The following is a 24,333-nucleotide window of genomic DNA, read 5'->3' on the forward strand; positions in this document are numbered from 1 at the left end:
TTTTCTTCACTCATAATGAAAGCGAACTAAATAATTAGTTCGCTAGGTATTACGATTAAAATTTTCTGCTCGCTCCTCCGCCTGCGGAAGATCCTCCACCGAATCCTCCAAAGCCGCCTCCGCCTGAACGCCCTCCACCAAAGCCACCTGGATAACCACCATAGCCTCCAGCACGAGGACCTCCACCACCTTTCGAAAAGAACGTATAAATAATAAGAACAACGAGAACGATCAATATAATTAACCAAGTTGGCATGTCTTCACCTTCGTCTGCTGTCGCTGGTAATTCACCATTCCAATTATACTCCTCGGCAACAGTGCGAAATATTTCAGCATATGTCGATTGGAAGGCTTGATCTATGTCACCCGTACTTGCAGAAGGATAAAATGCCTCATCTAAAATACGTCCTAATTTTCCATCTGGTAATGGCCCCTCTAATCCTTGACCAACAGCTATTACTACGTCATTATTCCCTTCACCCTGTCCAAATGTAGCTAAAATTAAAACACCGTTATTTTTCTGTTCGTCACCTATTCCCCAAGAACGAATCATTTTTGTAGCATACATCTTTGGCTCCTGTCCATCTAGACTATCAATGGTTACAATCATGATTTCAGCGCCTGTGCCTTGATCCAATTGCGCGGAGTAATGATTTAATTGTTCTTTGATACTTGCAGATAATACATTGGCAAAATCATGTATATACGTATTTTTCATCGGTGACGGCATAGTTGCCTTTGCCATGTTCGTAAATAAAAGAAACACCGAACAAACGATGATTATCTGTACAAGGCTACGCTTCATTAGTGTGTACCTGATTGACTAAAATCGATTGATGGTGCTTTGTCAGCTCCTGCTGCGGCTTTAAAGTATTCTTTTTGTTCAAAGCCAAACATTCCTGCCATCAAATTACCTGGGAAACGTTTAACTTGCTTATTAAATTGCTGAACTTCATTATTGTAATCCTCACGTGCTACCGCCAGGCGATTTTCAGTGCCTGCTAGCTCATCCATTAACTGACGAAAGTTTGTATCTGCCTTTAAGTTTGGATAATTTTCAACAACTACAAGTAAACGACTAAGTGCTCCAGTTAAAGCATCATTTGCAGCAGCTTGCTCCTCTGGAGTGTTTGCACTACCCATTTGTGCACGTGCTTGTGTAATACTTGCAATCACCTCTTGCTCATGGTTCGCATAGCCTTTCACTGATTCGACTAAATTTGGAATCAAATCATAACGACGTTGGAGCTGATTTTCCACTTGTGCCCATTTCGAATCTACATTTTCCTCTGCAGTCACCAGGCTATTATATTTAGGAATGAATAATAAGGCGAATAGAACAAGAATAAGAACAATTATCCCAATTGGTCCAAGCAACTTTTTCAATTTATAGAACCTCCTCGACCTACTTTTCCTTTCTTCAATAGTCTACATTTTTGTCTTTACATTTATACCGTATGAATTTCATTTGACTTGACATACTAATTACTGCATCAAAAAATCATTGAGGAGGCGTTTTTTTTGTCACAATCGTTTTACAATGAATCATCAAATCAAACCAATTTCAATCAACAACATAGTCTAAATCATGGTGGCCATGAAATGATGGACATGCATGAAACAATTGGCGAAATTATCGCAGGTATGAACCAAGCCATAATTTTACGCCCACATGTACAAGATCCGGAATTATTGAATATTTTGGATCGCCAGTATAATTTTACTTTAGGTATGTACAATACAATTGTAGAGTCCTTCAAAACAGGACATGATCCATCTGTTCCAACAGGACGTTACCAAATGGAGACAGGAAATGACTTTAAATATGGCGTAAATCCTGGTCAACCAAAAAAGCCAATGCAAAATGCCAATGAAATTAATGATGAAACTATTTCAGGGTTCTTACTTGGTGCTCAAAAAGGTTCAGCAAAATGTATGACAACGGCTGCTTTAGAGACAACAAACCCAGTTGTTCGTCGCGTTGTTGCTGATAGTATTCCTAACTGCATTGAAATGGGCTACGAATTATCCATCTATCAAAATAAACATGGCTATTATCAGGTACCTCAATACTCACAACAGGATATGCAAACGATGCTGAATGCATATGACACAACAACTAATCCCCTTCATTAACACGAAAGAGCAGTCTCTGGTGGTAAACACCAGAAACTGCTCTTTATTCATTAAGATTATAATACCTTCCCTAAAAACGCCTTTGTACGGTCACTTTGTGGATTGCCAAAGAGTTCCTCTGGAGAGCCTTCTTCTACAATATAGCCACCGTCCATAAAGACTACTCGATCCCCTACTTCACGAGCAAAGCCCATTTCGTGCGTAACAACAACCATGGTCATCCCTTCAGCTGCTAGATTTTTCATAACATCTAGCACCTCTTTGACCATTTCAGGATCAAGTGCTGAAGTGGGCTCATCAAATAAAATGGCTTTTGGCTTCATGGCTAAGGCACGTGCAATGGCTACACGCTGCTGTTGACCACCCGACAGCTGCTCAGGATAGTTATATGCCTTGCTGTCGAGTCCAACCTTTTTTAACAGCTCATGCCCTAATTCTTCAGCTTCTGGACGACTCATTTTGCGAATTTGCATAGGGGCCATCGTGACATTATCGATAACTGTCATATGCGGGAATAGATTAAATTGTTGAAACACCATGCCAACTTCTGCCCGAATCTCATTGATATTCGTTTTTGGCGCATTAATTTTCACATTTTCAATATAAATAGCACCATCTGTTACATCTTCCAGCATATTGATGCATCGTAAAAATGTACTTTTGCCTGAGCCAGATGGTCCAATCACACAAACAACTTGTTTCTCTTGGATTTCATAATCAATGCCTTTTAATACTTCAAGCTTTCCGAAATATTTGTGTAGGTTTTCAATTTTTATCATCTTGCTTCCCGCCCTTCTGCCTTAGCTTTACGAGGGACATAACTATTGCTAAATCGTTTCTCGATAAATGCCACGATCTTCGTTACACCATATGTTAAAACTAAATAGAGTAGTGCAGCAACGATGTACGGTTCCCAGAAGCGGAAGCTTGCACCTGCTACTACCTTACTTGCGTATAAAATATCTGGTGCTGCAATAACTGTTACTAATGAAGAATCTTTTAATAATGCGATAAATTCGTTCCCTAATGGTGGAATCATACGTCTAAATGCCTGTGGTAAAATGACCTTACGCATCGCTTGGTTATGTGTTAACCCTAAAGAACGAGCTGCCTCCATTTGCCCCTTTGCAATACTTTGAATACCTGCACGGAAAATTTCCGCATTGTAAGCAGCACAGTTTAATACGAGCGCTGTAATCCCTGACACCATATATCCTAAAGAATGACCAAAAATTGTTGGAATAACTGCTAGGTGAATTAATAAAATTTGCACAAGCATTGGTGTTCCACGGAATAAATCGATATATAATTTTGATGGCCAATAAATCCATTTTTTACTCGATAATTTTCCTAGGCCTAAAAATAGTCCTAATAGAATACCTCCAAAATAACCACTAAGTGTCAAAATAATTGTTACGCCAATACCCCGTATAAACATATCTCGGTAGTTCCAGACAATGTCCCAGCGTAAGTCAAAGATGTCCATCCGAAAACCCCATTTCCCCTTTAAAGTGAATGAGCCGCTAGCATACTAGGGGCGTCATCATTCATTTATTACTTGAAATCAGAACCTGTAATTTCTTTTAATTTACCGTTTTCTTTAATCTTTTTAAGACCTTCATTTAATTTATCTAATAGCTCTTTGTTTCCTTTTTGAACCATAAAGCCATAATATTCTTTTTCAAATGCATCATCTTCGATTACTTTTAGTTTTTGATCTGGATGCGCTTTAATGTATTCGTAAACTACCGCATTGTCTCCAATAGCTGCATCAACGTTACCGTTTAACATCTCTTGAATTGCGATTGGTTGACTTTCAAACGCCATAATATTTGTACTTGCTTCCCCTTGTAGCTTTTTCGCCGCCATATGACCTGTAGCATTAATTTGTACTGATACCTTTTTATCTTTTAGTTCAGCTAGAGATTTAATTTTTGAATCTTCTTTTACAACAATCAATAATTGAGACTCATAATAAGGCTCTGTAAAATCAAATGATTCTTTACGCTCTTCAGTAATTGTGATTCCTGAAGCACCAATATCTGTTTCACCGTTTTTAATTGTTTGGAAAACTGGCTCCCAACCAATGTTATTCCAGTCAACTTCAAAGTCCATTTCATCAGCAATAGCTTTTAAAACATCGACATCAATCCCCACAATTTTCCCTGAATCGTCAACAGATTCAAATGGTGCGAAAGTTGCCTCTGTACCAACTTTATATATTTTCTTACCATCTTCTGAAGATGAGCTTCCTGAAGATGCACCATCCTTTGTACCACATCCTGCAAGTGCTAATGTTAATGCTGCAACCATCATCAGTAGCATCCAACCTGTTTTCTTCATTGTATTTCCCCCTATTTCGATAATTTTCCGAAATGCGTATTATTTTTCGCAATTCGGAAATGTTAGACTATTAGGTCAATTATATTAATATTATAGTATTTAGACAACAACTTTTCGCATAAAACTAAATATTTTTTCATATTAATTTATAATAAACTTATATAATTAGAAGAAACATGTATAAATAACAAGAAATCTAATCTAAAATTAATATATATAAACTACAATCCACACCAAATTTCGATAAATTTAGGCAAAAAAAAAAGAATCCCCTCAGATAGGATTCTTTTTTTCGACTATTTCTAGTCTTCACGTACAGTATGTCCACTAAAAAATAATTTGGAGTTATTGCTTTTTTGAAGGTTTGAAAGGAATAAATAGGGGAATAATGCCAACTAGGACAGTATTGCACCTATATCTCCCTCTCGATCTCCGCTAAGCAGGCTGCTAAACTACTTATTAGGAGATGAGCTATAACAAGTCTATCTATATTCAGTAAAATGGCGCCCTCGGAGGGAATCGAACCCCCAGTGCAAGAACCGGAATCTTACGTGTTATCCATTACACCACGAGGGCAAAGGCACAAAAAAAAAGTACTCACTCTAGGCTTACGAAAAGCATGATGTAGATAACCCTCATTTTTTGAAGCATACCTGCAAAATAGTGTACTGTACTTTAAACTTATAACCTCAATTATTATACAAGCCTATCACATATAATTCAACCATAGAATGCAAAAACATTTTATTTTTTTTATTTCACTTTAGCAGGGTTAATATTTGACCTTCCCTGACTATAATGTGTATGATAAGGATACAGCTGAAATAACAATGGAAATTTTCAGCAAAGGTATTCGAATTTAGTTTTTTAAGGAGGATTTAACATGAATTTAATTCCTACAGTTATTGAACAAACAAGTCGCGGTGAACGTGCATATGACATTTATTCACGTCTACTTAAAGACCGTATTATTCTTTTAGGAAGCGCTATTGATGACAATGTGGCTAACTCCATTGTTGCACAACTTCTTTTCCTACAAGCGGAAGATCCAGATAAAGATATCTCTCTTTACATTAATTCACCAGGTGGATCAATTACGGCTGGTATGGCTATTTATGACACAATGCAAATCATTAAACCACAAGTTCAAACAATTTGTATTGGTATGGCTGCATCAATGGGTGCTTTCTTACTAGCTGCTGGTGAGCCTGGTAAACGTTTTGCATTACCAAATGCAGAAGTAATGATTCACCAACCACTAGGTGGCGCACAAGGTCAAGCGACAGAAATTGAAATTGCTGCTAAACGTATTTTATTCTTACGTGAAAAATTAAATGGCATTTTATCTGAACGCACAGGCCAACCACTTGAAGTCATTGCTAGAGACACAGATCGTGATAATTTCATGACTGCTGAACGTGCTAAAGAATATGGTTTAATCGATCACATTATGCACCGTAGCGATAATAAATAAAAATGAGAAGGCATCACAGACTCGCTCTGTGATGCCTTTCGTGTTGTTGAGAAAAGGTGATGTCAACGGCAGAAACAGCCATTTTGAAAGGCGAGGGGTTGATTTCCGTTCCGCCAGCGTCCTTTCCAGGGGGCGCGCTTCACTCACTGCATTCGCTCCAGGGGCTCCTCTAGGACGCTAATCCCCTAGGAGTGACGCTGGCTCCACTCCCATCAACCATTCTGCAAAAGTGTCTTTTCCTGAACAAAATAGCCCTTTATTTATATTATTAGAAAGAGGATAGGCTCTTATTTTCAATGCGGAGAAGTAATGGATGACAACACTTCTCCATAAAGCGTAGTGAATACCTTCACTTTATTTGAAAACCTTTCTAAAAAGAAACATTTTTATGGATTGGGATGGAAGGCTACTTGACTCCCGTGGGATAGCGAGACAGGCGAGCCTCTAAACGGAGCGGTAGCGGAGGAAGCTGCTCGGCGCTCGCCCACAGGAAAGCAAGTAGCCTGCAATGGAAATCCATTTTCGCCTTTCACAAAAACGCTATGGATGGTTTTGTTTTTCAACACTATGAAGGCATCACAGATTTGCTCTGTGATGCCTTTTGTGTTCAATGAATGTTAGTCTTCATTTTCGATAATTGTAGCCAATGCTGTAACCGCTTGCTCCGCATCGCTGCCGTCACTACTTAAAGTAACTTCAGTGCCTTTAGCGACTGCTAAGCTCATGACACCCATAATGGATTTGGCATTTACTTTTTTCTCGTCTTTTTCCAGAAAGATATCCGCACTAAAACGATTTGCTTCCTGCACAAATAGTGCTGCTTGTCTAGCTTGTAGTCCTAATTTTAATTTGACCTGGACTCTTCTCTCAATCATACTCAAAACTCCCCTTCACTACCGTTCATCTATTAGTTTTATCTTACCTCACTTACTAGCAAAAGAACAATAAGCGATTACGCATGACATTCATACCTGAAAAGTATGAAAACTTAACCACCTATTTTTTCACCGCGTCTTAATGCATCAGCAATCTCATCAATTTTTCTCAATCGATGGTTAACACCTGATTTACTAACCGTTCCACTTGATACCATTTCACCAAGCTCTTTTAATGTCACATCCTGATATTCTACCCGTAGACGTGCTATTTCACGTAGCTTTTCTGGTAGCTGATCCAGACCAATTGAATTTTCAATAAATCGAATATTCTCTACCTGTCGTAATGCTGCACCAATAGTTTTGTTTAAGTTGGCTGTTTCACAGTTCACAATACGGTTGACGCTATTTCGCATATCTCGCAATATGCGCACATCCTCAAACTTCATCATGGCCTGATGTGCGCCAACAATATTAAGGAAATCTGAAATTTTCTCTGCTTCCTTTAAATAGGTGACAAAACCCTTTTTTCGTTCAATTGTTTTGGCATTAAGTTCAAATTCATTCATCAAATCCATCAATGCCTCACCATGCTCTTTATACAAAGAATAAATCTCTAAATGGTAGGCTGATGTTTCTGGATTGTTGACAGAACCTCCTGCTAAAAATGCTCCTCTTAAATAAGCTCTTTTTTGACCACTCTTTTTGATGAGCTTTCTTGAGATTGTATGGTTAAATTGAAAGTCGTCTGAGATGATTTCTAAATCAATTAGCAGCTCGCGCGCACCTTCTCTTACACGGCAAATATACACGTTATTTTTTTTCAGTCGCATCTTCTTACGAACAAGCAATTCTACATTGTACGGATACAATTTTTTCATAATCGTATATAGTCTTCTAGCAATTGCAGCGTTTTCAGTTTGCACGTCTAAACTTAGTTGTTTATTTGCAAAGGATAATGAACCATTCATACGAATTAGGGCAGAAACTTCTGCTTTCATACAATGATTGTCCGCTTCTATTTGCGTTAATTCCTTTTTTGTTTCAGAAGCAAAAGACATATCATGCCCCCCTTTCAATCATGATTTCTATGTATATGTTCATCTTACCATATACAATCAATCCATTATGTTTCTATAATGGGTCTTCTTACTTTTTGCTGGTAAATATCAGCATAATCTACCAGCCATTCTGCAACATTGATAGCATTATGTCGAACAGTCCCATCTGACCGAATTGTAGCAATATCACGTTGTATAACCTCTAAGCCCATACTTTCAAGCTTTGCCACATCAAATGTCACTGGCTCTGCTCTTTCTTCTTTATATAGTTCTTTTACAGGGTTAGGGAGTTCTTCGTCGTTTACTAAAATAGAATCAATAAAATCGCCGCCAACATGCTTATGTATGGCTGTTACATGATCACCTGCTGTATAAGAAATCGTTTCACCTTTTTGCGTCATTAAATTACAAACATATATTTTTCTGCCTTTCGCTTTCACAACAGCTTCCCCTATCTCCTTCACAAGCAGATTTGGAATAATACTTGTATATAAGCTTCCTGGACCTATTAAAATATAGTCTGCACGCTGAATCGCACGAATGGCTTCTGGTAACGGTTGCACATTTTCGGGTACTAAAAAAACACGATCAATGCGCTTTGATGCTGTTGGAATTTTTGATTCTCCTTCAATAATTGAACCATCCTCTAGCACAGCATGTAAGTTTATTTTTTTATTTGCAGCTGGTATGACACGACCATGAACTTTTAAAACCTTGCCCATTTCACTTATAGCATGATTAAAATCTCCAGTAATATCAGTAAGTGCCGTAAGCATTAAATTTCCTAAGGAGTGACCTTTTAAATCCTCTGATGCTGAAAAGCGATATTGAAACATTTGCTCTACAAGTGGTTCAATGTCTGATAATGCCGCAATCACATTACGTACATCACCAGGTGGCGGAATATCGTAGTCATCACGTAAACGGCCTGAAGAACCCCCATCATCTGCCACTGTCACAATGGCAGTAATATCAAATGGGTGATGCTTCAGCCCGCGTAGTAATGTGGAAAGCCCTGTACCACCACCTATTACGACAAGCCTTGTTTGCTTTTTCCCCATTCACTCATTCCTTTCTACGATTAATATCACGATGCGTAATAACCGTATTTTCCTTGCCTGCTAAATATGCCCCAAAAAATTCTGCTAATGTCACTGAGCGATGCTGACCGCCAGTACAACCAAAAGCAATGACAAGCTGTGACTTACCTTCTTGTCGATAAAGAGGAATCATAAAATCTAATAAATCCGTTAGTTTTTTTATGAGTATTTGCGTATCTTCCAAAGCTAAAACATAAGAGGATACCTCTGTTTGTAATCCTGTTTTGGGACGTAGCTCCTCTACATAATAAGGGTTTTTAAGAAAACGAACATCAAACACTAAGTCTGCATCAATAGGCATCCCATGTTTAAAGCCAAAGGACATAATGTTCACAGTAAAAATAGTATCTGCCTCACTAGCGAATTCATTGACAATTCTTTCACGTAATTGCTTCGGTTTCATGTTCGATGTGTTATACACAAAATTAGCACGGCCCTTTACTTCAGATAAAAGTGCCCGTTCCTGTTTAATGCCATCTAAAGGTAAACCATTGACTGCTAGTGGATGGGCACGTCTTGTTTCTTTATAGCGTCTAACTAATGTGGCATCGTCTGCATCTAAAAATAACATACGAGTATCAATATCGCCTTCTTTTAGTATATGGTCTAACGCGCCAATAAGAGCATCAAAAAAGTCGCCACCACGCATATCCATTACGGCTGCAATACGCGTACTATTTTTACCAGAATCTCTTAGCAGAGTTAAAAAAGTTGTAAGTAACGCTGGTGGTAAATTATCAATACAGTAATACCCTAAATCCTCAAAGCTTTGAATAGCTACGGTCTTCCCAGCCCCAGACATTCCTGTAATAATAACCAATTCGTGTGTACATTGTTGGCCTTCAACCACCACTGTCATGCAACTCCTTTATTGTTCTTTTGATATTTGTATTTTTTGATGAAGTAATTCAAAATTCGTTGTATAGTCAAACGTGCCATATTGAATGCCTGATTGCGAAACCGCAAATTGTAAATTAGTTCGATCTCCTTCAGCCATTGGCAAATGTGCTAAATCCTCTACTGGGTGCCATGCAAGCTTGCCTTCTCTCGTTTCTTCGAATGGTATACCTTCTACATCCTTAGCAACAAATGTATAGAGCATCCACTCATCCACTACATCATTATTTTCTTTAATAATCATCGTATAAACACCCTTTAAATGAACATTTAAAGGTGTGACATTTGTTTCTTCTTGAAACTCACGTACAGCAGCCTCAAAGATGGATTCACCGCTCTCCATTTTCCCTCCTGGAGCAACGTACCAGCCTCGTCTTGGTTTCTGAAGTAATAATACTTTACCGTCTTTTACGGCAATTAAATTTGCAATTCTTTGCATAGGCACACCTCTAATCACTTTTGCATTCTACTCCCCATTATAGCAAGACCTTGCAAGATTTGTCCTCATTTACAACTCTCTAGTAAAGACAATTAACAATTTAGGTTTATTCATGTGTAATGCTTTTATGTTAGGCGAAAAATACGTTTATTTTTTTAATTTGTACAAATAAAAAAGTAGGTTGCTCCCACCTAATTGAGGCGGAAACAACCTACTAAACAAAATAAAAGGGGGATTGCTAATTACATTTTTTATCATACACCTTTTATATGTCATTCAAGTTACAGCAATATTAAAACCACATTAAAATTGTATTTTTTTCCTTTAAATAGCCATGTTAGGCATTAATTTTCTCTAATAGCTCTTCCACATAATGCTGTACAGCTTGTGCGGCAATACTACCGTCACCTGTCGCTGTCACAATTTGGCGAAGTGTTTTTTCACGAACATCTCCAGCTGCAAAGATACCTGGGATTTTAGTTTCCATATTGGCATTTGTCAAAATATAGCCAGCGTCATTTAAAATGCCTAATGATTCAAATGGTTTAGTTAAAGGCAACATACCAATATAGATAAAGACACCATCTGCTGCAAATTCAGATTCTGTACCATCAACAGTTGATTGTAATGTGACACTACCAACTTTACCATTAGCTTCATTAATTTCTTTTACAGTTGCATTCCAAATGAAATCAATTTTGTCATTGGCAAAGGCACGATCTTGTAGAATTTTTTGGGCACGTAATTTGTCACGACGGTGGACAATCGTTACTTTATCAGCAAAGCGAGTTAAATAAACGCCCTCTTCAACAGCTGAATCGCCACCGCCTACAACTACTAGATTTTTTTGTTTAAAGAATGCCCCATCACATACTGCACAGTAGCTGACACCACGACCGCCTAGCTCTTTTTCACCTGGCACACCCATTTTTTTATACTCCGCACCTGTTGTAATAATAATGGCACGTGTTTTATATTCTTTTGCACCAGATTTAATTGTTTTATATTCTTCACCATCAATGATTTCGGATACATCACCATAGGCATATTCTGCACCAAATTTTTTAGCGTGCTCAAACATTTTTGTAGATAGCTCAGGCCCTAAAATGGTATCAAAACCTGGGTAATTTTCTACTTCCTCTGTGTTTGCCATTTGCCCACCAGGAATCCCACGTTCAATCATTAATGTTGATAAATTTGCACGAGATGTATAAACAGCAGCAGTCATCCCAGCAGGACCTGCACCAATTATTACTACATCATAAATTTTTTCTTCTGACATCAATACTTCCCCCTAAACAGAATACTTTTTATCTTCATTCAACCAATAAGTGTAACGTCACCTACAGAAGAAGATAAAGCCCTTGACGGATAGGATAATGTCGCCAAGGAACATTGGTGATAACGTTAGTATGTTCATCGTATGTGAAAGTATAAAGTTATTCAACTATGTTGCTCACACGTTAATTATGACTATTAGGTAAAAACGTTAGAATTTCATCAATATACTTCGATAATGTTGATACAGATACTCCATATTGTTGGGCAATTTCCTTTTTTGTCACTTTGAGCATCTGTGAAGATCTAAATAAATAATCATTGGCTCCTGCAATTGCTGTTGGGTTTGTAAAACGATAGTTTTGTATTAGTGCTTGTTCACATAGTACAAACCACATTTGAAACATTGGTACAATGAGTGATGAGAGCTTCCCATACTGTTCTAATAAAATTTCTGGTACGTTGACAGCACGTAAAAAGCTCGCTTCTACTTTGTTCTTCTTATCAAATTCGTGGCCGAGTGAATAAGCTAAAAACAATTTCTCAAATGTGTCTAATTGTTCAACATTAACCAATTTCGGATGAGCGATAATTTCTTGCTTATGTGCAGTATCCTTCAGTAAAAACAAACCAAAAATGCGCTCACTCGTATAAGTGCTTTCTAATTTTTCAACAATAAAATCACGGTCATGCTCCAATGCATCAAGTGCAAATTCATTTTCTTGTTGGCGCCATGGCTCAAAGCCCTCTTTGTCAGGGTCTAGCTCTAGTAGCTGATCCCATGCACTTTTCGATACTTCCTCATGACCTGAGAAATAGGCCGCATGTGACAACCAAAAGTAAAAACCAGCATCTCCAACATAGCCTCTCTTTTGCATACTACGCAACCATTTATAGGCTAATTCATACTGTCCTATTAAGGCTAATGTAGCCCCTAATTTATAACGGTGCTCCCATGTGTATGGCTGAATTTTGACAAGTATATTTAGTAGTTCTTGTAAATCCTCTTCATTTTTTTCATAATAAGCAATCACCGTTAAATTACATAGTGCATGTAAGTTCCCCTTATTTTCACGTAGCACGGTATGTAAGAGAGCCTTCGCCTGCTCTTCTTCTCCTACATAAAAATAAGCAAGTGCTAAATTATTATAGGCTGACCAAAAGGCTGGTCGATCTTCAATTAAATCTTCTAAAATAGTAATAGCTTCTGGAAAATCCCCTTTTTCCATACAACGACGAGCTTGCTCCTGACGATACAAATCCTCACCAGATTCTTCAGGGTCTTCCAAATCATCTTGCTCGAAAGCGACAAATTCTAGTATTTCTGCTGCTTCATCTGCATAAGCACCCTCTGGTTCTAGCCGCAAATATTCTTCTGCAAAACGTTTCGCATCATGCATGATGCCCACACATCCTGATACTTCTGCCATATAGAAAATGATTTCTGGATTATCTGGATCAATTTGATAGGCATGACGAAGCAGATCATACGCTTCCTCAAAACGTTGACCTTCTAACTCTACGATGGCTAGCTGCAAGATAATCATAGGATCATCAGGGCTTAAATCTACCGCACGTTGTAAATATTTATAAGCTTTATTCATTTGTCCACTATTCATTGCTTGAATTGATTTTTTATAATAATAGTCGCCTGTTGGAATGAACGACACTATATTCGATTGAGTCTCATTTTGACGTTTCTTTTCCAATATATTTCCTCCGAAACAAGAAATAAGGAACGCATTTTACGTTCCTTTACACAGTAATTTCTATTATACCATACAATCAATAATATGCTGTTATTTCTCCTCATGACGTTTTTCCAACACATGTAGAACATCATAAATACTTACTTTTTGTTCTTGTAGCAATACTAGGAGGTGATAGATTAAATCAGCTGCCTCCCATTTTACTTCTTCGGCATCGCGGTTTTTAGCCCCAATGACAACCTCAGTTGCCTCCTCCCCAACCTTTTTACAAATTTTATCGATACCCTTGTCAAATAAATATGTAGTATAGGCTCCTTCTGGCATTTCCTGCTCACGCTTTGCAATCACACGCACAAGTTTAGCGATGATGTCTACAGAGCCAATCTGCTCATTTTGTTGAATCACCTCTGTAAAGCAAGAAGTTGTACCATTATGACAAGCTGGGCCAGCGGGTAGCACTTCCACCACTAATGCATCCTGATCACAGTCTGCTTTTATGGACACCACTTGTTGTCTATGACCACTTGTTGCTCCTTTATGCCACAGCTCTTGACGAGAACGAGAATAAAACCAAGTTTCTCCTGATTCAATTGTTTTAGCTAATGATTCTTTATTCATATAGGCCACTGTTAGCACTTCTTTTGTGTTGGCATCTTGTACAACAGCTGTAACAAGACCTTTCTCATCGAACCGAATATTCTCTATCATCTTACTGCCACTCCTTTGTCACGTAAGTATTCTTTTACTTGTAATACGTTCGTTTCTTTGTAATGGAAGATTGAAGCCGCCAATGCAGCATCTGCATCTACCTCTTGTGCTAATACTTCGTAAAAATGTTCGGCATGTCCCGCTCCACCACTAGCGATAACAGGAACTGTCACTGCCTCTCTTACCGCTTTAGTTAAGGCCAAATCAAAGCCAGATTTTTCACCATCTTGATTCATACTTGTTAATAAAATTTCCCCTGCTCCTAAGCGCACGGCTTCTTGTGCCCACTCAACGGCTGACCAAGTTGTTTTATTGCGTCCACCATGTGTATAAACCATCCATGTATCATCTTCTTTACTATAGCGAGCATCGATTGCAACAACGATACATTGTGCACCAAAGAAATCAGCGCCCTCTTGAATAAGAGCTGGTCGCTCCAAAGCAGATGTATTCACGGATACTTTATCAGCACCTGCACGTAAAATACGCTTCATATCTTCCAACGTACGAATACCACCACCAACTGTAAAAGGTATTGCAAGTGTAGCAGCTGTTTGACGAACAACATCTATCATCGTTTCTCGACCTTCATGTGAAGCAGAAATATCTAAAAATACAAGCTCATCTGCGCCCTGCTCATCATAGAACTTTGCAAGCTCCACTGGATCACCTGCATCACGGATAGATACAAATTGGATACCTTTTACAACGCGACCTTCCTTGACATCAAGACATGGGATAATACGTTTTGTTAGCATGCCTTCACACCTTTCAGCCATTGCTCTAATAAATAAATGCCTAGTTCTCCCGATTTTTCAGGGTGAAATTGCATGCCTGTCACGGAACCATTCGTTACAATACCAGGTACTTTTATGCCACAATAGTCTGCATAGGCAACAAGCTCAGATTCCTGAATATGTGTCGCATAAAATGAGTGAACAAAATAGACATGCTTCGCTGATACTTCACCGTCCAACCATGTAGGGCGATTCGTCAAGATCAGTTCATTCCAGCCCATATGCGGCACACGATATGCTTGATCTCCTTCGATACCACTAAAGCGTTGAATATGCCCCTTGAAAAAACCTAGCCCTTGTGTTGGGGTTACTTCTTCACTTTGCTCAAACAATAATTGCATGCCTAGACAAATTCCCAATAGAGGGCGATTTTCACTTTGTGCCTTTTGTAAATAACGGTCTATTTTAGTTTCTGCTAAACGCTTGCGAGCATCAGGAAATGCGCCAACCCCCGGTAATAGTAGTGCATCTGTTGCATCTAACACGCTCTCATCAGCCGTCACAACGACCTCACAGTCTAGTCGTTTTAATGCTTGTTCTACACTAAATAAATTGCCCATTCCATAATCAATAACACCTATCTTCACGTTAACAGCCCCTTAGTCGATGGTACTCCTTTAACACGTGGGTCAATTTCAACTGCCGCATCAATCGCACGTGCTAATGCTTTGAAAATTGCCTCAATAATATGATGTGTATTATGGCCATAAGGTACAATCACGTGAACATTCATGCGTGCCTCTAGCGCAAATTTCCATAAAAATTCATGCACTAATTCTGTATCAAACGTTCCCACTTTTTCCTTTAAAGTTGGCACACGATACTCTAAATGTGGACGATTGGAGCAATCTACAACTACCTGTGCTAGTGCATCATCCATCGGCACAAATGCTGTGCCATAGCGTTTTATGCCCTTCTTATCACCAAGTGCTTCACGAACAGCCTGCCCTAAGACAATGCCAAGATCCTCTGTTGTATGGTGATCGTCGATATAGGTATCACCATTTGCTTGTATGGTCCCATTAAATAATCCATGCTTCATAAATAAATCGAGCATATGGTCCATAAATCCCACACCAGTTTGAATATTTGCTTGCCCTTCACCATCTAAATCGATTGCTACTGAAATTTGCGTTTCATTTGTTGTACGCTCTACCTTTGCATATCTCTTCTTTACTGTCATCGCCCTATTCCTTCTCCCATCCGCGTGATTCCACTGCACGTGCATGCCCCTCTAAGCCTTCCATACGTGCTAGACGTGCAATTTTTGGTGCATTTTCTTGCCATGTTTTTTCACTGTAATAAACAATGCTTGATTTCTTTACAAAATCATCTACGTTTAAGCCACTTGCAAAACGAGCCGTGCTATTCGTTGGTAATACATGATTGGTTCCTGCAAAGTAATCTCCCACAGGCTCCGAGCTATACCGACCTATAAAAATACCGCCAGCATGTCTTATCTGTTCAACAATCGTTTCAGCATTTTCTGTCACAATTTCTAAATGCTCAGGCGCTAATGAATTAATGGCTTCCACCGCATGTGACATCGTTTCAGCTACATAAATGACCCCGAAGGTTTCTATGGAGGCACGAGCTACTGCCTGACGTGGCAATTCCAGCAATTGCTTCTCTACTTCCTCAGCTACCCTTTGAGCTAATGGCTCTGAGGTAGTGACAAGGATGGCACAAGCCAATGCATCATGCTCTGCCTGTGATAACAGATCTGCAGCTATTTCATCAGGATATGCTGTATCATCTGCCAAAACCGCAATTTCACTTGGCCCCGCGATCATATCAATTGCTACTTCTCCAAATACCTCACGTTTGGCGAGAGCCACAAAAATATTCCCTGGACCTGTAATTTTATCAACTGGAGCAATTGTTTCTGTACCATATGCAAGTGCAGCAATCGCTTGTGCACCACCAATTTTATAAATTTCATCCACCCCTAAAAGATGAGCTGCCACAAGGACACCTGCTGGCAGTTTCCCATTCTGACCTGCCGGAGAAGTAATGACGATACGCTTCACACCTGCAACCTGAGCTGGAATCACATTCATTAATACAGATGAAGGATATGCTGCTGTACCACCTGGAACATACAATCCTACTGCGTCTAGTGCTGTTACGCGTTGACCTAGCCAAGAACCTTGTCCTAGCTCTAAGCGATAGCCTGAACGTATTTGTTGCTCGTGATACAGACGAATATTTTCGGCTGCTTCTGCTAAATCCTTATAAAGTTGCTGGTCTAGCGTATTTACTGCTTCCTCGATTTCTGCCCCTGTAACACGTAAGCTCTCTGGGGCATAGCCGTCCCATTTTTCAGTATAAGTACGGAGCGCTACATCTCCTTGTGTCCTAACATCTGCTAGCACTTGTCGCACAACTTTTAATTGTTCCTCATTTCCCCCTTCAAGTGGTCTTTTTAAGGAAATGCCTTTTTCAAGCTTTGTTATTTTCATAGGATTAATCCCCTTTAGTCCTTCATATGTAGCTAAATATGATTCCTTTTTTGCTCATTTACACATTTCTTTAATCGCTTCACAAGATCAATAATACGCTCACCCTTCATACGATAACTTACGGGATTTGCAATTAATCGTGATGAAACAGCTGTAATAAACTCATATTCTACTAAGCCATTTTCTTTTAAGGTACGCCCTGTTGAAACGATATCGACAATGCGATCAGCTAAACCAATCATTGGTGCTAATTCAATAGAACCGTTCAGCTCGATGATTTCAACCTGCTCTCCAATGCCCTTGTAGTACTTCATTGCGATATTCGGATATTTCGTAGCGATTCGAGGCGCAATTTCATTCATTGGTGTGTTCGGTAATCCCGCAGATGCGATATAGCAATGACTAATTTTTAAATCTAATAACTCATGCACTTCACGCTGTTGTTCTAACAAAACATCCTTCCCAGCAATGCCAATATCAGCAACACCATGTTCAACATAGACAGGGACATCCATTGGCTTGGATAAAATAAAGCGAATTTTTTCCTCTGGTATCTCAATCATTAATTTACGTGACATTTCTACCTCTTCTGGTAAATTAAAACCTGCCTCTAACAGCATTTGATATGCCTCTTCAAAGATCCGTCCCTTTGGCATTGCAATTGTTAATTCATTCACCGCCTACTTCCCCCTGTCCAACAACCACCACTTCTGTAAAGTATGCTAAAAAGGCTGCCTCATCAACTAGGCTACTACGCAACTGTAAAGTAGCTAATTTTCCTGCTGCCCGTAATGTTTTCACCTTTAGTAATGCTGCCTCGAATTGTTCTTCTTCAAAAAGCACAACTGTTGCTTCCTGTCGTTTCTCTGACTGGCCATTGAAGGTTTCTAATAAACGATCAACTCGAATACTAAAACCTGTTGCACCAACTTTTGAGCCAAATACTTCTAATAAACCATCATAGCGTCCACCATTTCCTAACGGAAAGCCACTTCCTACCGCAAAAACTTCAAAAAGCATGCCAGTGTAATAACTCATATGACTCGAAAGGGTGAAATCAAAAGCTATATACTCAGCTAAGTCAGCCAATTCCAGCAGTTGAGCAAGTTGTTGCATGTATTCTAATGCATCATTTTTACGCACATATTTTTCAATATCTCGGATGTCTTTAACATTCATTGCCTCCCCAATAAATTGTAGGAGGGCATCAGATTTAGCTTTGGGTAGATCAAATGATTCTACTGCTTCTTCAAACCCTACATAATTTCGTTGAACCAACAATGTTCGAAGTGTTGCTTGCTGTTCAATACTCTCTGTGTAATCTTGTAAAATGCAATTTAGTATACCCGCATGACCAATCGTGACTTTAAACTCTTCTAATTTAAAATGTTTTAATAGCTCCATTGCTGTCACAATAACTTCTGCATCGGCAAATACAGATTGATCCCCTATTAACTCAATCCCCATTTGATCGAACTCCGCTGGTCTTCCACCTTCCGTTTCTTGAGCTCGAAAAACACTTGCGAAATAAGCAAGACGTAAAGGAATCATTTCTTTTAATAATTTCGATGTAGCTACTCGAGCAATCGGTGTTGTCATATCAGGTCGTAATACTAATGTATTTCCTTGGCTATCCACTAGCTTAAATAAATGAGCATCAGCAATAGCTGAAGCTTTCCCCACTGTATCGAAATACTCTACAGCGGGTGTTTTAATGAACTCATAACCCCTTTTATATAAAAAGTCTCTGCCAGCATGCCTAACGGCTTCAACCTTCTCATAGATTTGCGGAAATGTATCGCGCATTCCAAGTGGTTTTTCAAACATTTTTATCGACGACATATGAACACTTCCTTACATTTCACTTTAATTCACTAGAGTGTTAGAGAATTAGATTATGAAAGAATTCTAACTTATTTCTTTTAAGCAGTCAACTTTTCTTCTTTAATTAACGAAATCTTTAAATACTTATTATTCTGTTAATTATACCTATTACTTAGTGAACAACGGTATAAAAACAAGACATCATTTCTCTTAAATTTTGACAAAATGTTTTACTGAGAATGAGAATATGTCTAAAATGTGACATGATGATTATAAATCAACTAAAGTATTCACTAAAAAATTGAGAATGATTCTCTCTTATACAATTGTTGGAAAAAATTAAGTTTTATCAACAACCTATTCTCAATACAGTCACGCATATATTATATAGATATAATATTATTGAATGAAATATTAAAAATGATTCTCAATCTCATTATCAATAAGAATACCTTAATATCAATACTTTTATTGATTATTACTCTCATTCTATTTTTTCTTTTACTTTTTTAAAAGCTTAATATAGAATAGCATTAATAACAAAAAGCACCATATAAACTACACATTGGAGGGATTTATTATGGCATGTCCATTCGTACAACTAAGTGAGCAAATGATCGTAAGTATTTGTAAAGGTGAGTTTTACCCTGGCGACAAAGTAACACTTCATACAACAGAAGACATAGATGGGACTGCAATTAAATCAACCTTTGTTGAATCAACTTGCTTAGGTGATCACGACAATTGTGAATTCAAATCAGACTATGACGCAGCACTTGCATAAATATTAAAAGCTACTCCAAAACCGGAGTAGCTTTTTAATATGAAAAAACTCACGAAGTATGTAGTCATACAACATGAGTTTGTATTATTTTTTTGGTGTACACCATTCTACAACCTCATTGCGCTTACGCTCAGCCATTTGTTCAGCCGTATAAATAATCCGCATAGGATTGCCCCCTGCCAAACACCCTGCCGGCACATCCTTATGTACAAGGGTGGCGGCTGAAACAATGGCACCGTCTCCGATTGTTACACCTGGTAGAATCGTTGAATTTGCGCCAATCATTACTTCATTTCCAATATAAACATCACCTAAGCGATATTCCTCTATTAAATACTCATGCGCTAAAATTGTCGTATTAAAACCAATCACTGTATTTTCACCAATGAAAATACGTTCGGGAAACATGGTATCTGGCATGACCATTAAGGCTAATGAAGTTCGCTCGCCAATAGTCATGTTTAAAAATGTACGATAAAGCCAGTTTTTCACACGTAAAAATGGTGTGAAGCGTCCAATTTGAATGACAATGAAACACTTCATCACCTTCCAAAAGGACACCGTGTCATATATATTCCAAAGCGAATTGGCTCCTTCGACACGATAACGTTCTGTTTTACGCGCCATCTGCCCTTACCCCTCTTTCACAATATCCAATAAATCTGTCATATGCTGTAGCATATATTCTGGTTGATATTGCTGTAAGTATGCCTCACCTTTAATTGCCCAAGCAACACCTGCTGCTCTTACACCTGCACGATGCCCTGCTTCAATATCGTGCGAATTATCACCAATCATAATGGCATCTTCTTTGTCTATTCCTAAACGTTGTAAAGCAAGTAGTACTGGCTCTGGGTCAGGCTTCACATTTTTTACATCATCTGTGCCAATACGCACATCAAATAAATGTGTCGCACCCATAATAGAAAGCCCACGATCAATAGTCTCATTACGTTTTGTTGAAACGATAGCCAATCGAATACCCTGTGCTTTTAATTGCTCTAGTGTTGACACAACATCAGGATATTCGCTAACTAGTTCATCATGATGCTCTATATTCCAAGCGCGATAATTTGCGATCAAAGCTTCCTCTTCATCTGGTGCAATGTCATTAAATGTCTGTTTGAGTGATGGACCAATGAATTTCAAGCAATCTTTTGGCGAATATTGCCCGGGAAATCGCTCATTTAATACATGCATAAATGTTTGAATGATTAAATCATTCGTATTAAGTAACGTGCCATCAAAATCAAACAATAGTGCTTTAACAGCCATATTTTACATCCCCTTATTTATTATCCAAGTATTTTACGGCTGGCTTTACCTTTATTCTGCGATAAATAATGGCACCTAGTCCAACTACAATACCAATAATGGACACTACCTGTGCTGAGCGTAAATCGCCTACTAGGTAGAGACTATCTGTACGCATACCTTCGATATAGAAGCGACCAATAGAATACCAAACTAGATAGCTAAAGAAAATTTCCCCACGATTTAAGTTTACTTTACGTAAGACTAATAAAATGATAAGCCCAATCAGGTTCCAAACGGATTCATATAAAAATGTCGGATGTACATAAGAACCTAATTCTTCGATATACATTTGATTGATAATCCAATCTGGTAGCATTAGATTTTCTAAAAAGGCTTTTGATACTTCCCCACCATAAGCCTCTTGGTTCATAAAGTTGCCCCATCGACCAATAATTTGTCCAATTAAAATACTAGGTGCTGCAATATCTGCTACTCGTAAAAAGCTTACATTTTTTATACGAGTAAATATGTAAGCTGTGACAAATGCTCCAATAAGTGCACCATGGATGGCAATACCGCCATTCCAAATCTCAATGATTTTACCTGGATTTTCACTATAGTAATCCCATCGCATGGTCACATAGTAAATACGTGCACAGATGATGGATATAGGAACTGCCCATAACAATAAATCTGCCAGGAAGTCTTCAGGCAATCCTCGCTTAACGGCCTCTCTCTGCCCGACAATATATGCTAAAATGATTCCCGACACAATTAACAATCCATACCAACGAACCGGAATAGGCCCTAAATGAAAGGCAATCGGGTCAATCTGTAATAGTAGTAAATCCATCTTCTGCTCCTCTCAATATGTCATTCACATACTTTAGTTCACAACTGTTTAATCATCTAACTCATCATTAGATGAAATTACTTCATCTAAACGTCTTGAAAACTCCTCTGCTGCGTTTACGCCCATTCTCTTTAAGCGGTAATTCATCGCAGCCACTTCAATAATAACGGAAACATTCCGTCCTGGTCTTACAGGAATCGTTAGTTTGGTTAGTTCCGTATCAATTATTTTCATTTTCTCTTCTTCTAAGCCTAATCGATCATAAACTTTTTGCGGGTCCCAAATTTCCAGCTCAATAATGAGTGTAATCCGTTTATACGGACGCACTGCACTTGCACCAAATAGCGTCATAATGTCAATAATGCCGATTCCGCGTATTTCCAATAAATGCTCTAGTAAAGGTGGGGGACTACCAATTAAAAGGTTTTCTGATTCTTGACGAATTTCTACACAATCGTCTGCTACTAAACGATGACCCTTTTTAACAAGCTCAAGTGCTGTTTCACTCTTCCCAACGCCACTTTTACCAATAATAAGCACACCAATTCCATACACATCGACAAGCACGCCATGCGCTGCTGTCATTGGTGCTAAGCGTCCCTCTAAATAGTTTGTTAATCTACTCGAAAATTTGGTTGTCGTCATATGTGTTTTAAAGACAGGAACATGCTTTTCGTTGGAAGCCTGAATCAGCTCCTCGGGGACTTCTAAATCTCGAGAAATAATAATAGCAGGTGTATCTTGCGAACAAAGTAAACGCATACGCTCAAGCTTGACATCTGCTGGCAGCATTTCGAAAAAAGACAGTTCCGTTTTGCCAAGCAATTGGACGCGATTTGCCGGATAATGTGTAAAGTATCCTGCCATTTCAAGTCCTGGTCTTGAAATATCACTAGTGACGATCGTTCTTCCAATTCCTTCCTCGCCAGCTAATAACTCTAACTTAAATTTCTCCATAACATCTCTTGTTAATACTACGACCAATGAAAAAGCCTCCAATCAATGGATAAGGTTCTTCTTATTTTAGCATGTCTATGTCTAAAAGGAATGTATTTACTCTCAACACAGCGTTTACCTCCATAAAAAAACTAGCGGCTCTCCAGCCCGCTAGTTTTATAAATACTATTTTTGAGTTGCCAACCATTTGGCTACTGCCTCAGCATCTGCCCCTTTTACAACCCCTGGAGGCATACCGTTTTTACCATTATTGATAATATCTAAAATTTCTGATTCAGATAAACGAGCACCTACGTCATTTAATGCTGGACCACTTGCACCTTGTAACTCGCCACCATGGCAAGAAACACAAGATTTCATGGCAATCGCTTCACCATCTGGCTCTGTAGCACCTTCATTATTACTTGCAGTTTTATCTCCGCCACCACATGCAGCTAAGAAGATTGCTGATCCGAACACTAATGTTAACATTGCTTTTTTCATTAGTACCCCTCCTCATAATAAATACCTTACGCCGCCATTATACCAAAATTATGCACGTTTGAAACCTTCTCCTAATACCTCATAAGCATCAGAAACGATGACAAACGCTGATGGGTCAACGCTTTTAATGAGTTGTTTCAGCTTTGTGAATTCTGTTTGATAAACAACAACCATGAGAACTGGTCGTGCTTCTCCTGTATAGCCACCGATTGCTGGTAACTTAGTTATACCACGATTGATTTCAGCATAAATGGCTTCTCTTACCTCATCTTGTTTCAATGTAATAATATAGACCATTTTAGATTGGCTAAAACCTAACTGAATGATATCAATCGTTTTTGTTGTAACATAAAGTCCAATCAGAGCATACAAACCTTTTTCTAAATCAAAAACAACTGCTGCACTAATTGCGATGATTCCATCAATTAACAGTACACTTGTTCCAAGCGACAACCCAGTAAACTTCGTTATGATTTGCGCTAGTAAATCAGTGCCACCAGTTGAAGCATTCCCTTTAAAGACCAGTCCTATTCCTAAGCCAACAACAATTCCACCAAAAAGAGCTCCCAGTAAAGCATTATCAGTCCAAGGCTCCCAGCTATTCGTTAACAAGACAATAAAAGGTAACGTAATGGTACCGATAAATGATTTAATCCCAAATTTTTTGCCTAGCAATAATACACCAGCAATAAATAATGGTACATTAAATGCATATTGAACAATTCCCGGATTCCATCCAAACAAACCATGCAAAATCGTACTAATGCCACTTACCCCACCTGAAGCGACTTGATTTGGTAATAAAAAAACATTAAAACCAATAGCAATTACTGCCGCTCCAACAATCACATACACATACTCCACAATGTTATCTCTCACATCATGTCTCATTTCCC

Annotated in this window: 28 protein-coding genes and 1 tRNA gene; 3 read left to right on the top strand and 26 right to left on the bottom strand. The window is 38.6% G+C overall.

Annotated features, from left to right (window positions below):
- Positions 1–55: 55 nt before the first annotated feature.
- Both CRI88_RS10150 and CRI88_RS10155 read right to left on the bottom strand, forming a co-directional pair.
- Positions 56–745, bottom strand: coding sequence for a TPM domain-containing protein (locus tag CRI88_RS10150; RefSeq protein ID WP_257982885.1), 690 nt, complete (start codon positions 743–745; stop codon positions 56–58).
- A gap of 59 nt (positions 746–804) precedes the next feature.
- Complete coding sequence (locus tag CRI88_RS10155; protein ID WP_036125688.1) at positions 805–1,386, bottom strand: LemA family protein; 582 nt, start codon at positions 1,384–1,386, stop codon at positions 805–807.
- Positions 1,387–1,521: 135 nt separating this feature from the next.
- On the opposite strand from CRI88_RS10155, the gene CRI88_RS10160 reads away from it, so the two are divergent.
- Entirely contained in the window at positions 1,522–2,136 is a 615-nt protein-coding gene (locus CRI88_RS10160) for a spore coat protein (RefSeq protein ID WP_036125689.1), read from the top strand.
- Positions 2,137–2,192: 56 nt separating this feature from the next.
- On the opposite strand, the gene CRI88_RS10165 is transcribed toward CRI88_RS10160, so the two are convergent.
- The 4 genes from CRI88_RS10165 to CRI88_RS10180 all read right to left on the bottom strand — a co-directional run bounded on the left by CRI88_RS10165 (position 2,193) and on the right by CRI88_RS10180 (position 5,055).
- On the bottom strand, positions 2,193–2,915 hold the full coding sequence (locus CRI88_RS10165) for an amino acid ABC transporter ATP-binding protein (RefSeq protein ID WP_036125693.1): 723 nt from the start codon (positions 2,913–2,915) through the stop codon (positions 2,193–2,195).
- Positions 2,912–3,622, bottom strand: coding sequence for an amino acid ABC transporter permease (locus tag CRI88_RS10170; protein ID WP_036125696.1), 711 nt, complete (start codon positions 3,620–3,622; stop codon positions 2,912–2,914). Before CRI88_RS10170 ends, CRI88_RS10165 begins: the two co-directional genes overlap by 4 nt.
- A 68-nt stretch (positions 3,623–3,690) precedes the next feature.
- Complete coding sequence (locus CRI88_RS10175; RefSeq protein WP_036125699.1) at positions 3,691–4,479, bottom strand: basic amino acid ABC transporter substrate-binding protein; 789 nt, start codon at positions 4,477–4,479, stop codon at positions 3,691–3,693.
- 501 nt (positions 4,480–4,980) lie between these two features.
- Positions 4,981–5,055: transfer RNA gene (locus CRI88_RS10180), tRNA-Arg, on the bottom strand.
- Between the two features lie 307 nt (positions 5,056–5,362).
- Here CRI88_RS10180 and clpP point away from each other — a divergent pair.
- Positions 5,363–5,953 (top strand): ATP-dependent Clp endopeptidase proteolytic subunit ClpP, encoded by a 591-nt coding sequence (clpP, locus tag CRI88_RS10185; RefSeq protein ID WP_004228025.1) that lies wholly within the window; start codon positions 5,363–5,365, stop codon positions 5,951–5,953.
- Between the two features lie 617 nt (positions 5,954–6,570).
- On the opposite strand, the gene CRI88_RS10190 is transcribed toward clpP, so the two are convergent.
- From CRI88_RS10190 to CRI88_RS10255, 14 genes are all read right to left on the bottom strand, one after another.
- Complete coding sequence (locus CRI88_RS10190) at positions 6,571–6,828, bottom strand: HPr family phosphocarrier protein (RefSeq protein ID WP_036126715.1); 258 nt, start codon at positions 6,826–6,828, stop codon at positions 6,571–6,573.
- A 113-nt stretch (positions 6,829–6,941) separates the two neighbouring features.
- On the bottom strand, positions 6,942–7,889 hold the full coding sequence (gene whiA, locus CRI88_RS10195; protein WP_036126718.1) for a DNA-binding protein WhiA: 948 nt from the start codon (positions 7,887–7,889) through the stop codon (positions 6,942–6,944).
- Positions 7,890–7,954: 65 nt separating this feature from the next.
- Positions 7,955–8,950 carry a gluconeogenesis factor YvcK family protein gene (locus tag CRI88_RS10200; RefSeq protein ID WP_036126720.1) on the bottom strand — a complete coding sequence of 332 codons (996 nt, stop codon included), beginning with the start codon at positions 8,948–8,950 and terminating at the stop codon, positions 7,955–7,957.
- Positions 8,951–8,954: 4 nt separating this feature from the next.
- On the bottom strand, positions 8,955–9,848 hold the full coding sequence (gene rapZ, locus CRI88_RS10205) for an RNase adapter RapZ (RefSeq protein ID WP_058844366.1): 894 nt from the start codon (positions 9,846–9,848) through the stop codon (positions 8,955–8,957).
- A 9-nt stretch (positions 9,849–9,857) separates the two neighbouring features.
- Entirely contained in the window at positions 9,858–10,325 is a 468-nt protein-coding gene (locus tag CRI88_RS10210) for an NUDIX hydrolase (protein WP_036126724.1), read from the bottom strand.
- Positions 10,326–10,662: 337 nt separating this feature from the next.
- Positions 10,663–11,607, bottom strand: coding sequence for a thioredoxin-disulfide reductase (gene trxB / locus CRI88_RS10215; RefSeq protein ID WP_036126726.1), 945 nt, complete (start codon positions 11,605–11,607; stop codon positions 10,663–10,665).
- A 181-nt stretch (positions 11,608–11,788) separates the two neighbouring features.
- Positions 11,789–13,312 (bottom strand): tetratricopeptide repeat protein, encoded by a 1,524-nt coding sequence (locus CRI88_RS10220; RefSeq protein WP_101966575.1) that lies wholly within the window; start codon positions 13,310–13,312, stop codon positions 11,789–11,791.
- 90 nt (positions 13,313–13,402) lie between these two features.
- Positions 13,403–14,020 carry a bifunctional phosphoribosyl-AMP cyclohydrolase/phosphoribosyl-ATP diphosphatase HisIE gene (hisIE, locus tag CRI88_RS10225; RefSeq protein WP_036126729.1) on the bottom strand — a complete coding sequence of 206 codons (618 nt, stop codon included), beginning with the start codon at positions 14,018–14,020 and terminating at the stop codon, positions 13,403–13,405.
- Positions 14,017–14,778: an imidazole glycerol phosphate synthase subunit HisF gene (gene hisF, locus CRI88_RS10230; protein WP_089933875.1), complete on the bottom strand. Its 762-nt coding sequence runs from the start codon at positions 14,776–14,778 to the stop codon at positions 14,017–14,019. The genes hisIE and hisF overlap by 4 nt, the downstream gene beginning before the upstream one ends.
- The gene (hisH, locus tag CRI88_RS10235; RefSeq protein ID WP_089933877.1) at positions 14,772–15,404 is read right to left on the bottom strand and encodes an imidazole glycerol phosphate synthase subunit HisH; all 633 of its coding nucleotides are present in this window, start codon (positions 15,402–15,404) and stop codon (positions 14,772–14,774) included. Before hisH ends, hisF begins: the two co-directional genes overlap by 7 nt.
- On the bottom strand, positions 15,401–16,000 hold the full coding sequence (gene hisB, locus CRI88_RS10240) for an imidazoleglycerol-phosphate dehydratase HisB (RefSeq protein ID WP_036126736.1): 600 nt from the start codon (positions 15,998–16,000) through the stop codon (positions 15,401–15,403). The genes hisH and hisB overlap by 4 nt, the downstream gene beginning before the upstream one ends.
- A gap of 4 nt (positions 16,001–16,004) precedes the next feature.
- Positions 16,005–17,279 (bottom strand): histidinol dehydrogenase, encoded by a 1,275-nt coding sequence (hisD, locus tag CRI88_RS10245; protein ID WP_036126737.1) that lies wholly within the window; start codon positions 17,277–17,279, stop codon positions 16,005–16,007.
- A gap of 32 nt (positions 17,280–17,311) precedes the next feature.
- The gene (gene hisG / locus CRI88_RS10250; protein WP_036126740.1) at positions 17,312–17,956 is read right to left on the bottom strand and encodes an ATP phosphoribosyltransferase; all 645 of its coding nucleotides are present in this window, start codon (positions 17,954–17,956) and stop codon (positions 17,312–17,314) included.
- The gene (locus CRI88_RS10255) at positions 17,949–19,121 is read right to left on the bottom strand and encodes an ATP phosphoribosyltransferase regulatory subunit (RefSeq protein ID WP_089933881.1); all 1,173 of its coding nucleotides are present in this window, start codon (positions 19,119–19,121) and stop codon (positions 17,949–17,951) included. The genes hisG and CRI88_RS10255 overlap by 8 nt, the downstream gene beginning before the upstream one ends.
- A 562-nt stretch (positions 19,122–19,683) precedes the next feature.
- Here CRI88_RS10255 and CRI88_RS10260 point away from each other — a divergent pair.
- Positions 19,684–19,887, top strand: a complete 204-nt coding sequence (locus CRI88_RS10260; RefSeq protein WP_036126744.1) for a hypothetical protein — start codon at positions 19,684–19,686, stop codon at positions 19,885–19,887.
- Positions 19,888–19,971: 84 nt separating this feature from the next.
- Here CRI88_RS10260 and CRI88_RS10265 read toward each other — a convergent pair whose 3' ends face one another.
- The 6 genes from CRI88_RS10265 to CRI88_RS10290 all read right to left on the bottom strand — a co-directional run bounded on the left by CRI88_RS10265 (position 19,972) and on the right by CRI88_RS10290 (position 24,328).
- Positions 19,972–20,514, bottom strand: coding sequence for an acyltransferase (locus CRI88_RS10265; RefSeq protein WP_036126746.1), 543 nt, complete (start codon positions 20,512–20,514; stop codon positions 19,972–19,974).
- Positions 20,515–20,520: 6 nt separating this feature from the next.
- Positions 20,521–21,162, bottom strand: a complete 642-nt coding sequence (ppaX, locus tag CRI88_RS10270; RefSeq protein ID WP_036126748.1) for a pyrophosphatase PpaX — start codon at positions 21,160–21,162, stop codon at positions 20,521–20,523.
- Positions 21,163–21,175: 13 nt separating this feature from the next.
- Entirely contained in the window at positions 21,176–21,997 is an 822-nt protein-coding gene (gene lgt, locus CRI88_RS10275) for a prolipoprotein diacylglyceryl transferase (RefSeq protein WP_036126751.1), read from the bottom strand.
- A 48-nt stretch (positions 21,998–22,045) separates the two neighbouring features.
- Positions 22,046–22,954: an HPr(Ser) kinase/phosphatase gene (hprK, locus tag CRI88_RS10280; RefSeq protein WP_369802774.1), complete on the bottom strand. Its 909-nt coding sequence runs from the start codon at positions 22,952–22,954 to the stop codon at positions 22,046–22,048.
- Between the two features lie 165 nt (positions 22,955–23,119).
- Positions 23,120–23,437 (bottom strand): cytochrome c551, encoded by a 318-nt coding sequence (cccB, locus tag CRI88_RS10285; RefSeq protein WP_036126754.1) that lies wholly within the window; start codon positions 23,435–23,437, stop codon positions 23,120–23,122.
- Positions 23,438–23,485: 48 nt separating this feature from the next.
- Positions 23,486–24,328 (bottom strand): YitT family protein, encoded by an 843-nt coding sequence (locus tag CRI88_RS10290; protein ID WP_036128012.1) that lies wholly within the window; start codon positions 24,326–24,328, stop codon positions 23,486–23,488.
- Positions 24,329–24,333: the final 5 nt, after the last annotated feature.

It is taken from the genome of Lysinibacillus fusiformis (assembly GCF_002845985.1).
Classification (GTDB): Bacteria; Bacillota; Bacilli; order Bacillales_A; family Planococcaceae; genus Lysinibacillus; species Lysinibacillus fusiformis_D.

Bases quoted from the DNA above. Each gene is read 5' to 3' on its own strand.
- CRI88_RS10150 (WP_257982885.1), bottom strand. From the start codon at position 745: ATGGCAAAGGCAACTATGCCGTCACCGATGAAAAATACGTATATACAT.
- CRI88_RS10165 (WP_036125693.1), bottom strand. From the start codon at position 2,915: ATGATAAAAATTGAAAACCTACACAAATATTTCGGAAAGCTTGAAGTA.
- CRI88_RS10170 (WP_036125696.1), bottom strand. From the start codon at position 3,622: ATGGACATCTTTGACTTACGCTGGGACATTGTCTGGAACTACCGAGAT.
- CRI88_RS10175 (WP_036125699.1), bottom strand. From the start codon at position 4,479: ATGAAGAAAACAGGTTGGATGCTACTGATGATGGTTGCAGCATTAACA.
- clpP (WP_004228025.1), top strand. From the start codon at position 5,363: ATGAATTTAATTCCTACAGTTATTGAACAAACAAGTCGCGGTGAACGT.
- CRI88_RS10190 (WP_036126715.1), bottom strand. From the start codon at position 6,828: ATGATTGAGAGAAGAGTCCAGGTCAAATTAAAATTAGGACTACAAGCT.
- whiA (WP_036126718.1), bottom strand. From the start codon at position 7,889: ATGTCTTTTGCTTCTGAAACAAAAAAGGAATTAACGCAAATAGAAGCG.
- CRI88_RS10200 (WP_036126720.1), bottom strand. From the start codon at position 8,950: ATGGGGAAAAAGCAAACAAGGCTTGTCGTAATAGGTGGTGGTACAGGG.
- rapZ (WP_058844366.1), bottom strand. From the start codon at position 9,848: ATGACAGTGGTGGTTGAAGGCCAACAATGTACACACGAATTGGTTATT.
- CRI88_RS10210 (WP_036126724.1), bottom strand. From the start codon at position 10,325: ATGCAAAGAATTGCAAATTTAATTGCCGTAAAAGACGGTAAAGTATTA.
- trxB (WP_036126726.1), bottom strand. From the start codon at position 11,607: ATGTCAGAAGAAAAAATTTATGATGTAGTAATAATTGGTGCAGGTCCT.
- hisIE (WP_036126729.1), bottom strand. From the start codon at position 14,020: ATGATAGAGAATATTCGGTTCGATGAGAAAGGTCTTGTTACAGCTGTT.
- hisF (WP_089933875.1), bottom strand. From the start codon at position 14,778: ATGCTAACAAAACGTATTATCCCATGTCTTGATGTCAAGGAAGGTCGC.
- hisB (WP_036126736.1), bottom strand. From the start codon at position 16,000: ATGACAGTAAAGAAGAGATATGCAAAGGTAGAGCGTACAACAAATGAA.
- hisD (WP_036126737.1), bottom strand. From the start codon at position 17,279: ATGAAAATAACAAAGCTTGAAAAAGGCATTTCCTTAAAAAGACCACTT.
- CRI88_RS10255 (WP_089933881.1), bottom strand. From the start codon at position 19,121: ATGTCGTCGATAAAAATGTTTGAAAAACCACTTGGAATGCGCGATACA.
- CRI88_RS10260 (WP_036126744.1), top strand. From the start codon at position 19,684: ATGGCATGTCCATTCGTACAACTAAGTGAGCAAATGATCGTAAGTATT.
- CRI88_RS10265 (WP_036126746.1), bottom strand. From the start codon at position 20,514: ATGGCGCGTAAAACAGAACGTTATCGTGTCGAAGGAGCCAATTCGCTT.
- ppaX (WP_036126748.1), bottom strand. From the start codon at position 21,162: ATGGCTGTTAAAGCACTATTGTTTGATTTTGATGGCACGTTACTTAAT.
- lgt (WP_036126751.1), bottom strand. From the start codon at position 21,997: ATGGATTTACTACTATTACAGATTGACCCGATTGCCTTTCATTTAGGG.
- hprK (WP_369802774.1), bottom strand. From the start codon at position 22,954: ATGGAGAAATTTAAGTTAGAGTTATTAGCTGGCGAGGAAGGAATTGGA.
- cccB (WP_036126754.1), bottom strand. From the start codon at position 23,437: ATGAAAAAAGCAATGTTAACATTAGTGTTCGGATCAGCAATCTTCTTA.
- CRI88_RS10290 (WP_036128012.1), bottom strand. From the start codon at position 24,328: ATGAGACATGATGTGAGAGATAACATTGTGGAGTATGTGTATGTGATT.